This window comes from Streptomyces sp. SP18BB07, from assembly GCF_036322545.1.
In the GTDB taxonomy this organism is placed as follows: domain Bacteria; phylum Actinomycetota; class Actinomycetes; order Streptomycetales; family Streptomycetaceae; genus Streptomyces; species Streptomyces deccanensis.
Window position 1 is genome coordinate 1 of sequence record NZ_JAQYWT010000275.1, and the last position, 12,374, is coordinate 12,374.

Genomic DNA, 12,374 nt, shown 5'->3' on the forward strand with positions numbered 1-12,374 from the left:
ACCGGTCGCGGTGTCCACGTGGTAGGCGACGACCTCGAACTGCTTGCCCGAGAAGTTCAGCCGCATCCCGTGGGTGAGGTGACCGCCGTGCGCCAGGTCCAGGCCGAGGATGGTGTCGCCGGGCTGGGCCAGGGCGAAGAGGGCGGCCTGGTTGGCGGAGGCGCCGGAGTGCGGCTGCACGTTGGCGTACTCGGCGCCGAACAGGTCCTTCACCCGGTCGATGGCGATCTGCTCGGCGACGTCGACGTGCTCGCAGCCGCCGTAGTAGCGGCGGCCCGGGTAGCCCTCGGCGTACTTGTTGGTGAGGACCGAGCCCTGCGCCTCCATGACGGCGGTCGGAGCGAAGTTCTCCGAGGCGATCATCTCCAGGGTGGACTGCTGGCGGTGCAGCTCGGCGTCGACGGCGGCGGCGACGTCCGGGTCCAGCTCGTGCAGGGGCGTGTTCAGAAGCGACATGCGTACGACCTCGTCTTCTCAGCCGGCGGTGTGGGCGACGTACTCGTCGGCGGAGAGCAGATCGTCCGGCTCCTCCGCGACGCGTACCTTGAACAGCCACCCGCCCTCGAACGGGGCGGTGTTCACCAGCGACGGGTCGCTCACGACGTCCTCGTTGATCTCGGTGATCTCACCGGAGACCGGCGAGTACAGGTCGCTGACCGACTTCGTGGACTCCAGTTCGCCACAGGTCTCGCCCGCGGTCACCGTGGAGCCCACCTCGGGGAGCTGGGCGTAGACGACATCGCCGAGCGCGTTCGCCGCGAACTCCGTGATGCCGACCGTCGAGACGCCGTCCTCGGCGACCGACAGCCACTCGTGCTCCTTGCTGTAGCGCAGCTGCTGGGGGTTGCTCATGGCCTGAATTCTCCTGTACGCGAGGGAGTGGTGATGAAGGGGGGACTGCTGAAACCGCTGTTGAGCAGCGCGAATGTGCCCAGTGTCACGCTCGGGGGCGGGCGACATCGCGCCCAGTGTCTACTTCTGCCGCTTGTAGAACGGCAGCGCCACGACCTCGTACGGCTCGTGGCTGCCCCGGATGTCCACGCCCACACCGGCCGTGCCCGGCGCGGAGTGCGCGGCGTCGACGTAGGCCATGGCGATCGGCTTGCCCAGGGTGGGGGAGGGGGCGCCGGAGGTGACCTCGCCGATCACCTCGCCGCCGGCGACCACCGGGTACCCGGCGCGCGGCACCCGGCGGCCCTCGGCGACCAGACCGACGAGGACGCGCGGCTCGTCGTGGTGGAGGTTCTCGAGGGCCTCGCGCAGAGCCTGGCGGCCCACGAAGTCGCCCTCCTTCTCGAACTTCACGACCCGGCCGAGACCGGCGTCGAACGGCGTCAGCTCCTCGGTCAGCTCATGCCCGTACAGCGGCATGCCCGCCTCCAGGCGGAGGGTGTCCCGGCAGGACAGTCCGCAGGGGACCAGGCCGACGCCCTCGCCCGCCTTGGTCAGCGCCTGCCACAGCTCGACCGCGTGCTCCGGCTTCACGAACAGCTCGAAGCCGTCCTCGCCGGTGTACCCGGTGCGCGCGATCAGCGCGGGGACCCCGGCGACCGTGCCCGGCAGCCCCGCGTAGTACTTCAGCCCGTCGAGGTCGGCGTCGGTGAGGGAGGCCAGGATCCCGGGCGACTCGGGGCCCTGCACGGCCAGCAGCGCGTACGCGTCCCGGTCGTCGCGCACCTCGGCGTCGAACCCGGCGGAACGTTCGACGAGCGCGTCCAGCACCACCTGGGCGTTGGAGGCGTTCGCGACGACCAGGTACTCGGTCTCGGCCAGCCGGTAGACGATCAGGTCGTCGAGGATGCCGCCGTCCTCGCGGCAGATCATGGTGTAGCGGGCACGGCCGACGCCGACGCTCCCGATGTTGCCCACGAGGGCGTAGTCCAACAGGGCGGCGGCCCGCGGTCCGGTGACGGTGATCTCGCCCATGTGGGACAGGTCGAAGAGTCCGGCCTTCGTGCGGACGGCGAGGTGCTCGTCCCGCTCGGAGCCGTAGCGCAGCGGCATGTCCCAGCCCGCGAAGTCGGTCATCGTCGCACCGAGCGAGCGGTGCAGGGCATCGAGCGCGGTACGGCGCGGTCCAGTGGTGGGGCTGCTGCTCATCGGTTTCCGCTCCCAGGGCATGACAGGCGACAGGTGAGGACATTCCTCCCCATCTGTCATCGGAACCTGAGAGGTTCACCACGACCGTACGTACCGGTGGTCGTGACTTGCACCGTGGGTGGAGCCGCCCCCCGCGGAAGGGAGGTACGGCCCGCTTTTCAGATGTGCCTCGCCCGCGCGGTATCTGGGCCTGAGAGATTCAAGGGAGGGACTTGCTCCTTCGGCGCCCCAGCGATGTGCTGCCGGGGACTCTCCCGCGCGGATTCAAGCGGCCGGTATGCAGTTGGCGCGGACATCATCGCACGCATCGACGTGGTGCGGCAGGGGGAGCTTTCAAGGCAGACACAGCGGCCCGTAGCACTCTTGTGGCAATACGAGGACTGAACCAGGAGGGATCGGGCATTACCTTCTCTTTACAGTCTGTGGGGATGGGACCTCCATACCCCCGGAGAGGACGATCACGGTGAACAGGACCACGGCGTACGCGACGACGTCGGGCATCGCGATGCCCAAGCAGCCCGTCGCACCGTCCGGCGCGGCGTGCGGCCCGTTCCCGAGGGCGGTCGTCCGCGACCTCCGGGCGCGTTCCGGGCGCAGCCCCCACGAGCTGACCTTCGGCCCTGACGACCTGGTGGTGGTCACCGGGCTCCCCGGCAGCGGCAAGTCGACCCTGATGCGGCGGGCGGTGCCCGGCGTCCGCATCGACTCCCAGGACACCCGCGACCGCTTCGACGCCCGCTTCGGCCGTCATCTGCCGTACGCGGTCTACCGCCCCTTCGTGCGCCTCGCGCACTACGCCGCGCTGCGACGCGCCCTCCGCTCGGGGGAGGGCGTCGTCGTGCACGACTGCGGGGCGCAGGCGTGGGTGCGCAGTTGGCTCGCGCGCGAGGCCCGCCGCCGGGGCGGCACGCTTCACCTGCTGTTGCTGGACGTCACTCCCGGTGAGGCCCGGGACGGACAGCGGGAGCGGGGACGGGGCGTCTCCCGGTACGCCTTCGCGCGGCACAGGGGGGCGATGACCCGGCTGCTGCGGGCGGTGGAGAAGGGGAGGCTGCCGGAGGGCTGCGGGGCGGCCGTCCTCATCGACCGGGCCGCCGCCGATGTCCTGAAGCGGATCCACTTCCCGCGCTCCTGAAGGGCGCGCCCCCGCCCCGGAAGCAATTAAGGTGCAGGGACAACAGCATCACGGAGCAAAGCGGTAGGCAGCAGATGGACTTCCCGGCGGACTTTCCGGCACAGGCGTATCCCCATGGGCACGGCGGATGGCCCGGCAACGAGCTGGAGGAGGTGCTGTCCGCCTCGCTCGGGGTGCCCCAGGCCGGGGCGCGGATCGTGGAGGTGCTGGCCCGCAGCTTCGTCTGGGTGCCGCTGCCGGAGGGCGGCGGCCCGCAGAGCGGTCAGCTCGACCTGCCGACGATGGAGTTCGACGGGCAGGCGTACGTGCCGGTCTTCAGCTCCGAGGAGCAGTTCCGCCAGGTCGTCGGCAACCACATGTCGTACACGATCGCCCCGGCCGTCGAGTTCGCGCGGGGCCTGCCCCCGCAGATCGGGCTCGCCCTCAACCCCGACGGCGTCGTGGGCATCCCGCTGCCGCCGCCCGCCGTGGCCGAGCTGTGCCGGGCCGGGCGGACCCCGCTGGACGGATCGGCGAGCGGCGCCCGCGTCCGCCTCTACGAACCGGACTGGCAGGACGACCCGGTGGACTTCCTGGCCGCGGCCTCCGCCGAGTTCGCCGGCACCGGGGTCGTCCTCTCCGCCCGCCGCTGCCTCGCCACCATCGAGACCGCCGACCCCGTGATGTTCATCGGCGTCGAACTGGCCTCCTGGGAGGCCGACCGCTCCCTCCCCCTCGCCGCCCTCGGCCGGGCCCTCGCCAAGACCCCCGTCCCCTGGCCGGTCAACATGGTCTTCCTGGACGTGGCGCAGGACCCGGTCGGCGACTGGCTCCGCGAAAAGGTACGGCCGTTCTTCCAGCAGGGGTACTGATCGGCGCCCCGTCAGGGGCGCGGGGCTGTGTTCCCATGCGGCTCCGCCGCGATGGGGGTCCCTCCCGCTCGAGCGCAGTCGAGCGTGGGGGAGCGATCAACCACACACGACCCGTAGTCCGCAGATCACCGCACCCCCCGAGCCCTCACCGGCTCAACCAGCGCACCACCTAAGCTGTCTCCTATAACCAGGGTCCAACACGAAGGACGGCCAACGTGAGCGGCAGCATCGCCACCGGGCAGGTCGAGCACATGCTGCGGCAGGTGACGCCCGGGCGTTACGACGCCTACGAGGCGCTGCTGCGTGCCCTCGCCACCCCGTCCTCCGGCCAGATCTGGATGCTGCTCTGGCACGGCCAGGCCGGCTCCCCGGACGCCCAGTACGGGAACATGGAGGTCGACGGGTTCAACTACGCCCCCTGCGTGACCTCCGCCCAGGAGCTCTCCGCCAGTGGCTGGAACCGCAGTTACGAGGTGGTCGACGGCCTCGACGTGGCCCGCACCCTCTACCCCGACCACTACGGCCTCTGGCTCAACCCGCACGCGCCCGGCGGCGGCGTCGGCATCCCCTGGCTCGACCTGCGCCGGATCGCCACGGGCCTGGAGCGACAGCCGGCCGGCCCGCTCAGGCTGTCCGAGCCTGCCATCGAGATCCCGCAGTTCTACGCCCTGTTGACGCAGAACGCCCACCGCACGCCCGCCGTGCGCTCCCTGCGCCGCGCCTGGGTGCAGCCCGCGCTCGGCGCGCCGTACCTCGCCATCGGCCTCGACGTGTACGACACCTCGCCGCCGGCCGTCGACTCGGTGCGGGCCATGATGCAGCAGTCCATCGGCGCGGTCCCGGACGGGCTGCCCGTCTCCACCGTCGCCATGTCCGACGAGTACGACCCGGTCGCCATGTGGCTGCGCGCGGGCGCCCGCCCCTTCTACGACCGAGAGGCCCACGCGGCGCCCGCTCAGGCCCCGGCGGCGGGCGGATACGGCTACCCGAGCGGCTACTGAGCCGGGGTGAGCGTGGTGTCCACCGCTCAACAGAGCGTCACGTCCGCATAGCGGAACCCTGCTGGCCACATCACGGTTGCGCATACATTCGCCGCCAAGTCTGGTGCCTGATCGCGCGGCCGTTGAAGACTCCCCCAGAGCGATGGGGGGATCCGGCGAACACGCTGTTCATGCGGTGAAGTTCGGTGCCGTACCTCCCTCTCGTACCCATCAGTAGTCACAGAGCAAGAGAAGCAGTGGTGACGGACCGCACCGCAGACCCGGGCGGCCGCCAGGCACAGTCGGCAACCACCGGCACGGGCAAGCACGAGGGACGATGACCGCACCCATTGAGACGACCGGATCGCAGGCCGAGGCACAGCCCGAGGCCGTGCTGGCAGGTGTCGAGGCCAAGAAGATCGAGGGCCGTTCGCTCGGCCAGATCGCCTGGACCCGCTTCAAGCGCGACAAGGTGGCGGTCGCCGGCGGCATCATCGTCGTCCTGCTGATCCTGATCGCGGCCCTCTCCCGGCCGCTGCAGTCGATGCTGGGGCTCGACCCCAACGCCTTCAACCAGGACCTGATCGACCCCAACACCTCCCTGCCGAAGGGTGACTTCGGCGGGATGAGCTGGGACCACCCGCTCGGTGTCGAGCCGAAGTTCGGCCGCGACATCCTCGCCCGCATCCTGGAGGGCTCCTGGGTCTCCCTGGTGGTGGCCTTCGGCGCGACGATCCTGTCCAACGCCATCGGCGTGGTGCTCGGCCTGGTCGCCGGCTACTACGGCGGCCGGGTCGACACGGTCGTGAGCCGGCTGATGGACACCTTCCTGGCGTTCCCGCTGCTGCTGTTCGCCATCGCCATCTCCGCGACGCTCCAGGGCGGCGCCTTCGGCCTCGAGGGACTGCCGCTGCACATCTCGGTGCTGATCTTCGTCATCGGCTTCTTCAACTGGCCGTACATGGGACGCATCGTGCGCGGTCAGACCCTGGCGCTGCGCGAGCGGGAGTTCATCGACGCCTCGCGCGGGATGGGCGCGGGCGGCCCGTACGTCCTGTTCAAGGAACTGCTGCCCAACCTCGTCGCGCCGATCATCGTCTACTCGACCCTGCTCATCCCGACCAACATCATCTTCGAGGCGTCGCTCAGCTTCCTCGGGGTCGGGATCCAGCCGCCGCAGGCCTCCTGGGGCGGAATGCTCAACCAGGCGGTCGACTTCTTCGAGGTCGATCCGCAGTACATGATCGTTCCCGGCCTCGCGATCTTCATCACGGTGCTGGCCTTCAACCTCCTCGGTGACGGCCTCCGGGACGCCCTCGACCCCCGCAGCCGCTGACGTCTGCGGCCGTCGTCCCACACAACTGTCCAACTACGAAGGGGAAACCGACCATCATGCGAAGGTCAGCAATGGCCGCTGTCGCGGTTGTGAGCAGCGCCGGCCTGCTCCTGTCCGCCTGCAGCAAGGCGGAAGACGGTACGGACACCCCCAAGGGCGCCGGCGCCAACGCCGCGACCAAGGGTGTCGTCAACGAGTCCACGGCGAAGGGCGGCACGGTCACCTACGCCAGCTCCGACGCCCCCGAGTCCCTCGACCCGGGCAACATGTACTACGCGTACGGCTTCAACTTCAGCCGCCTCTACGCGCGTCCGCTGATGACGTTCAAGCCGGCCGCCGGTGAGGCGGGCAACGAGATCGTCCCGGACCTCGCCGAGAGCAAGGGCACGCCCAGCGACGGCGGCAAGACCTGGACGTACAAGATCCGCCAGGGCGTCAAGTACGAGGACGGCACCGCGGTTACCTCCAAGGACGTCAAGTACGCCGTGGAGCGTTCGAACTTCGCGCGTGACGTGCTGTCCCTCGGTCCGAACTACTTCCAGCAGATGCTGGACGACCCGGACAAGTACAAGGGCCCCTACGAGGACAAGAGCGACAAGGGCATCTCGTCCATAGAGACCCCGGACGACCACACCATCGTCTTCAAGCTGAACAAGCCGTTCTCCGAGTTCGACTACCTGGCCACCATGCCGCAGACGGCTCCGGTGCCGAAGGCCAAGGACACCGGCGTCGACTACACCAAGAAGGTCGTCTCCTCCGGCTCGTACAAGTTCGAGAAGTACGAGGAGGGCAAGCAGATCGTCCTGGTGCGCAATGACCAGTGGGACGCCAAGACGGACCCGCTGCGCAAGCAGTACCCGGACAAGATCGTGGTGAACCTGAAGGTCAACAAGGCCACCATCGACAAGGACGTGATGGCCGGCGACACCATGATCGACATTCAGGGCACCGGTGTCGACCAGCAGACGCAGGCGCAGATCCTGAAGGACAAGGACCAGCTCGCCAACACGGACAACACGCCCGGCGGCCGTCTCGTCTACACGGCGATCAACACCAAGGTGGCGCCGTTCGACAACGTCGAGTGCCGCAAGGCCGTCCAGTACGCGATCGACAAGACCGCCGTGCAGACCGCGATGGGTGGTCCGTACCGCGGTGACATCGCCTCCACCGTCCTGCCCACCGATGTCTCGGGCTACGAGAAGGCCGACACGTACGCCACCCCGGACAGCAAGGGTGACGTCGCCAAGGCCAAGGAGCACCTGAAGGCCTGTGGCAAGGAGGGCGGCTTCAAGACCTCCATCTCCGCCCGCACCGACCGGCAGGGCGAGGTCGACGCGGCCACCGCGATCGTCGAGGCGCTGAAGAAGGTCGGCATCGAGGCCGACATCAAGCAGTACCCGTCGGGCAAGTACTTCTCGGACTACGCGGGCGTGCCCGCGTTCAACAAGAAGAACAACATCGGCCTGATCATGATGCAGTGGGGCGCCGACTGGCCGACCGGCTACGGCTTCCTGCAGCAGATCGTGCACGGCAAGGCCATCGGCCAGTCCGGCAACACCAACCTGTCGGAGCTGGACGACCCGGCGATCAACAAGCTGCTCGACGACGCGATCGGCAACACCGATGAGGCCGCCCGCACCGCCGCGTACACCGAGGTCGACAAGAAGGTCATGGAGCAGGCCGCCATCGTGCCGCTGACCTACTTCAAGGTCCTGCTGTACCGCTCGCCGTACGCCACCAACCTGGTGTCGTCCGCGGCCTTCAGCGGTCAGTACGACTACCTCAACATCGGTGCCAAGGAAAAGAAGTAGCCCCGGAAGGCAGGTGAAGGCATTGGCGCCCGCGGGTGAACACACCCGCGGGCGCCGGCGCCGGTCCTCGTGATCTCGTACATCATCCGCCGGACGATCGCGGCGGTGATCCTGCTGCTCGTCGTCACCGCGGTCACCTTCGGCATCTTCTTCATCCTGCCGAAGCTCGCCGGGCAGTCCGTCGACCAGCTGGCACAGCAGTACATCGGCAAGAACCCCACACCCGAGGACATCGCGGCGGTCAAGCGGAACCTCGGCCTGGACCAGCCGGTCTACGAGCAGTACTGGAACTTCCTCAAGGGGATCGTCTCCGGTGCCACGTACGACCTCGGTCCCACCACGGTCCGCTGCGACGCGCCCTGTTTCGGCTACTCCTTCAAGGACCACCTGGAGGTCTGGCCGCAGCTCACCAGCCGGCTCCCCGTGACGATCTCGCTCGCAGCCGGTGCCGCTGTGCTGTGGCTGCTGGGCGGCATCATCGCCGGTGTCATCTCGGCCCTGAAGCCCGGCTCGTTCTTCGACCGGGCCGCCATGGGCGTGGCCCTCGCCGGCGTCTCCCTGCCCATGTTCTTCACCGGTCAGCTGGCCCTGCTGTTGTTCAGCTACCAGCTGGAGATCTTCGGCAGGACGTACGTCCCCTTCACCGAGAACCCCTCGCAGTGGGCCAACACCCTCTTCCTGCCGTGGTGCTCGCTGGCGCTCCTCTACTCCGCCATCTACGCCCGGCTCACCCGCTCGGGCATGCTGGAGACGATGAACGAGGACTACATCCGCACCGCACGGGCCAAGGGCCTGCGCGAGCGCAACGTGGTCGTCAAGCACGGTCTGCGGGCCGCGCTGACCCCGCTGGTGACGGTCTTCGGCATGGACGTCGGACTGCTCCTCGGCGGTGCCCTCATCACCGAGACCGTGTTCTCCCTGCACGGCATCGGTGAGTACGCGGTCCAGTCGATCAGCGCCAACGACCTGCCCCCGATCCTCGGGGTGACCCTGCTCGCGGCGTTCTTCGTCGTCTTCATGAACCTTGTGGTGGACCTGCTGTACGCCACGATCGACCCGCGGGTGAGGCTCTCGTGACCGAACTGTCCAAGACCGGGGCCGCCGTCGGCGAGCCCGCACGCGCGGGGGACACCCCCGAGGCGTTCCTCGAAGTGCGCGACCTCAAGGTCCACTTCCCCACCGACGACGGTCTGGTCAAGTCCGTCGACGGTCTCTCCTTCCAGCTGGAGAAGGGCAAGACCCTCGGCATCGTGGGCGAGTCCGGTTCCGGCAAGTCGGTCACTTCGCTGGCGATCATGGGCCTGCACCGGCTCGGGGCACGCGGCAAGAACGTCCAGATGTCCGGCGAGATCTGGCTCGACGGCAAGGAACTCGTCGGGGCGAGCCCCGACGAGGTACGCCGGCTGCGCGGCCGCGACATGGCGATGATCTTCCAGGACCCGCTGTCCGCGATGCACCCGTACTACAAGGTCGGCAGCCAGATCGTGGAGGCCTACCGGGTCCACCACGACGTCAGCAAGAAGGTCGCCCGCAAGCGCGCGATCGAACTCCTCGACCGCGTCGGCATCCCGGAGCCCCACAAGCGGGTCGACGGCTACCCGCACGAGTTCTCCGGCGGTATGCGCCAGCGCGCCATGATCGCCATGGCCCTGGTCAACAACCCCGAACTGCTGATCGCCGACGAGCCCACCACCGCGCTCGACGTGACCGTGCAGGCGCAGATCCTCGACCTGATCCGGGACCTGCAGAAGGAGTTCGGATCGGCGGTCATCATCATCACGCACGACCTCGGTGTGGTCGCCGAGATCGCCGACGACATCCTGGTGATGTACGGCGGCCGCTGTGTGGAGCGCGGCCCGGTCGACGACATCTTCCACCAGCCGCAGCACCCCTACACCTGGGGCCTGCTCGGTTCGATGCCGCGTATCGACCGCGCCCAGACCGACCGGCTCATCCCGGTCAAGGGCCAGCCGCCGAGCCTTATCAACGTCCCCTCGGGCTGCGCCTTCAACCCGCGCTGCCCCTACGCGGACGTCCCCAAGGACAACATCACCCGCACCGAGCGCCCCGACCTGCGCGAGGTCGGCGGCCGGCACTTCACCGCCTGCCACCTGTCGCAGGAGGACCGTACGCGGATCTGGACCGAAGAGATTGCGCCGAAGCTGTGAGCGAGACTGAGACCCGGGCCGCCGTGCCGGCCCCGCGCGCCGACGCCGACGAGAAACCGCTGCTCAGGGTCGAGGGCCTGGTCAAGCACTTCCCCATCAAGAAGGGCCTGCTCCAGCGGCAGGTCGGGGCGGTCAAGGCCGTCGACGGCATCGACTTCGAGGTCCGCCGGGGCGAGACTCTCGGCGTCGTCGGCGAGTCCGGCTGCGGCAAGTCGACCATGGGCCGGCTCATCACCCGCCTCCTCGAACCCTCCGGCGGGAAGGTCGAGTTCGACGGTACGGACATCACGCACCTGAAGACCGCCGGCATGCGCCCGCTGCGCCGCGACATCCAGATGATCTTCCAGGACCCGTACGGTTCGCTGAACCCCCGGCACACCATCGGCACCATCGTCTCGGCGCCCTTCAAGCTCCAGGGCGTGGAGCCCGAGGGTGGGGTGAAGAAGGAGGTCCAGCGCCTGCTGGAGCTGGTGGGCCTGAGCCCCGAGCACTACAACCGCTACCCGCACGAATTCTCCGGCGGTCAGCGCCAGCGCATCGGCATCGCCCGCGCGCTCGCCCTCAAGCCCCGGATGGTCGTCGCGGACGAGCCGGTCTCCGCGCTCGACGTGTCGATCCAGGCCCAGGTCGTCAACCTGATGGACGACCTCCAGGACGAGCTCGGCCTGACGTACGTGATCATCGCGCACGACCTGTCCGTGGTCCGCCACGTCTCCGACCGCATCGCGGTGATGTACCTCGGCAAGATCGTCGAGCTGGCCGACCGGGACTCGCTGTACGCGGCGCCGATGCACCCGTACACCAAGGCGCTGCTGTCGGCCGTGCCGATCCCGGACCCGTCGCGCCGGGGCGCCAAGAGCGAGCGCATCCTGCTCAAGGGCGACGTGCCCTCGCCGATCGCGCCGCCGAGCGGTTGCCGCTTCCACACCCGGTGCTGGAAGGCCACCCAGGTCTGCAAGACCACCGAGCCGCCGCTCGCCGAGCTGAAGCCGGGCCAGCGGGTCGCCTGCCACCACCCGGAGAACTTCGAGGACCAGCAGCCGCAGGACGTCGTCCTGCTGACGGCCGCGAAGGAAGCGGGCGAACTGGTGCCGGACACGGTGAAGAAGGCGGCGGAGCCGGAGGCGCCTGAAGCCCCCGAGAAGCCGGGGGCCCCCGAGAAGCCCGAGGCCCCCGAGAAGCCCGAGGCGGCCGAGAAGCCCGAGGCGGCCAAGGAGCCCGAGGCGGCCAAGGAGCCCGAGGGCCCCGAGGAGCCCGGTAAAGACTGATGCCAGACGGTGTGCGCCTTGCATTGCAAGGCGCACACTTGTTTACGGGGCAGAATGTACGGGTGTCCCCCTACCCGCTCGACCTGATCGGCATCTTCGTCTTCGCCATCTCCGGTGCGCTCCTGGCCGTCCGCAAGAACTTCGACATCTTCGGCATCGCCGTCCTCGCCGAGGTCACCGCGCTCGGCGGCGGCCTGTTCCGAGACCTGATCATCGGCGCCGTACCGCCGGCCGCCTTCACCGACCTCGGCTACTTCCTCACTCCGCTGCTCGCCGCCCTCCTCGTCTTCTTCCTCCACCCGCACGTGGAGCGCATCCAGACCGGGGTGAACGTCTTCGACGCCGCCGGCCTCGGCCTCTTCTGTGTCGCGGGCACGACGAAGGCGTACGACTACGGGCTCGGCCTGACCGCCTCCGCAACTCTCGGCCTCGCCACGGCGGTCGGCGGAGGTGTGCTGCGGGACGTCCTCGCCAACGAGGTCCCCTCGCTGCTGCGCTGGGACCGCGACCTGTACGCGGTGCCCGCGATGGTCGGCGCCGGCCTGGTCGTCCTGTGCATCAGCCAGGACGCCCTGAACCCCGTCACCTCGGCCCTCGCCGCGATCACGGCCTTCGTCCTGCGGCTGCTGGCGATGCGCTACCACTGGCGGGCGCCGCGCGCGTGGAACAGGAGGTCCGCCGCCGTCGAGGAGGCGTGAGGCATAGGAGATGCGGGGCATAGGAGG

12 protein-coding genes and 1 riboswitch are annotated in these 12,374 nt (G+C 69.0%); of the genes, 9 read left to right on the plus strand and 3 right to left on the minus strand.

Annotated elements, in window-relative coordinates:
* The 3 genes from PUR53_RS13655 to gcvT all read right to left on the minus strand — a co-directional run.
* On the minus strand, nucleotides 1–456 hold a 456-nt coding region (locus tag PUR53_RS13655), incomplete at its 3' end, for an aminotransferase class I/II-fold pyridoxal phosphate-dependent enzyme (protein WP_329896996.1).
* A gap of 18 nt (nucleotides 457–474) precedes the next feature.
* Nucleotides 475–852 (minus strand): glycine cleavage system protein GcvH, encoded by a 378-nt coding sequence (gene gcvH / locus PUR53_RS13660; RefSeq protein ID WP_045562486.1) that lies wholly within the window; start codon nucleotides 850–852, stop codon nucleotides 475–477.
* Nucleotides 853–972: 120 nt separating this feature from the next.
* Nucleotides 973–2,100, minus strand: a complete 1,128-nt coding sequence (gene gcvT, locus PUR53_RS13665) for a glycine cleavage system aminomethyltransferase GcvT (protein WP_329908440.1) — start codon at nucleotides 2,098–2,100, stop codon at nucleotides 973–975.
* Between the two features lie 168 nt (nucleotides 2,101–2,268).
* Nucleotides 2,269–2,367, minus strand: a riboswitch (glycine riboswitch).
* Between the two features lie 190 nt (nucleotides 2,368–2,557).
* Between gcvT and PUR53_RS13670 the strand changes: the two genes are divergently transcribed.
* From PUR53_RS13670 to PUR53_RS13710, 9 genes are all read left to right on the plus strand, one after another.
* A complete protein-coding gene (locus PUR53_RS13670) occupies nucleotides 2,558–3,235 on the plus strand; it encodes an AAA family ATPase (RefSeq protein WP_329897044.1) in 678 nt (225 codons plus the stop codon).
* A gap of 74 nt (nucleotides 3,236–3,309) precedes the next feature.
* The gene (locus PUR53_RS13675; protein WP_329908441.1) at nucleotides 3,310–4,086 is read left to right on the plus strand and encodes an enhanced serine sensitivity protein SseB; all 777 of its coding nucleotides are present in this window, start codon (nucleotides 3,310–3,312) and stop codon (nucleotides 4,084–4,086) included.
* A 251-nt stretch (nucleotides 4,087–4,337) separates the two neighbouring features.
* Complete coding sequence (locus PUR53_RS13680) at nucleotides 4,338–5,087, plus strand: enhanced serine sensitivity protein SseB C-terminal domain-containing protein (protein WP_239760538.1); 750 nt, start codon at nucleotides 4,338–4,340, stop codon at nucleotides 5,085–5,087.
* Between the two features lie 316 nt (nucleotides 5,088–5,403).
* Nucleotides 5,404–6,402 (plus strand): ABC transporter permease, encoded by a 999-nt coding sequence (locus PUR53_RS13685; protein ID WP_329896999.1) that lies wholly within the window; start codon nucleotides 5,404–5,406, stop codon nucleotides 6,400–6,402.
* Nucleotides 6,403–6,458: 56 nt separating this feature from the next.
* Nucleotides 6,459–8,213 carry an ABC transporter substrate-binding protein gene (locus PUR53_RS13690; RefSeq protein ID WP_329897000.1) on the plus strand — a complete coding sequence of 585 codons (1,755 nt, stop codon included), beginning with the start codon at nucleotides 6,459–6,461 and terminating at the stop codon, nucleotides 8,211–8,213.
* A gap of 69 nt (nucleotides 8,214–8,282) precedes the next feature.
* Entirely contained in the window at nucleotides 8,283–9,290 is a 1,008-nt protein-coding gene (locus PUR53_RS13695) for an ABC transporter permease (protein WP_329897001.1), read from the plus strand.
* Entirely contained in the window at nucleotides 9,287–10,381 is a 1,095-nt protein-coding gene (locus PUR53_RS13700; RefSeq protein WP_192334432.1) for an ABC transporter ATP-binding protein, read from the plus strand. The genes PUR53_RS13695 and PUR53_RS13700 overlap by 4 nt, the downstream gene beginning before the upstream one ends.
* The gene (locus PUR53_RS13705; RefSeq protein ID WP_329908442.1) at nucleotides 10,378–11,649 is read left to right on the plus strand and encodes an ABC transporter ATP-binding protein; all 1,272 of its coding nucleotides are present in this window, start codon (nucleotides 10,378–10,380) and stop codon (nucleotides 11,647–11,649) included. Before PUR53_RS13700 ends, PUR53_RS13705 begins: the two co-directional genes overlap by 4 nt.
* Nucleotides 11,650–11,711: 62 nt before the next feature.
* Nucleotides 11,712–12,347, plus strand: a complete 636-nt coding sequence (locus tag PUR53_RS13710) for a trimeric intracellular cation channel family protein (RefSeq protein WP_329897003.1) — start codon at nucleotides 11,712–11,714, stop codon at nucleotides 12,345–12,347.
* The last annotated feature ends 27 nt before the right edge of the window (nucleotides 12,348–12,374 follow it).

What these genes read in the sequence shown, in the direction of transcription:
- PUR53_RS13690 (WP_329897000.1), top strand. Translation starts at nt 6,459, where the DNA reads ATGCGAAGGTCAGCAATGGCCGCTGTCGCGGTTGTGAGCAGCGCCGGC.
- PUR53_RS13685 (WP_329896999.1), top strand. Translation starts at nt 5,404, where the DNA reads ATGACCGCACCCATTGAGACGACCGGATCGCAGGCCGAGGCACAGCCC.
- PUR53_RS13680 (WP_239760538.1), top strand. Translation starts at nt 4,338, where the DNA reads ATGCTGCGGCAGGTGACGCCCGGGCGTTACGACGCCTACGAGGCGCTG.
- gcvH (WP_045562486.1), bottom strand. Translation starts at nt 852, where the DNA reads ATGAGCAACCCCCAGCAGCTGCGCTACAGCAAGGAGCACGAGTGGCTG.
- PUR53_RS13675 (WP_329908441.1), top strand. Translation starts at nt 3,310, where the DNA reads ATGGACTTCCCGGCGGACTTTCCGGCACAGGCGTATCCCCATGGGCAC.
- gcvT (WP_329908440.1), bottom strand. Translation starts at nt 2,100, where the DNA reads ATGAGCAGCAGCCCCACCACTGGACCGCGCCGTACCGCGCTCGATGCC.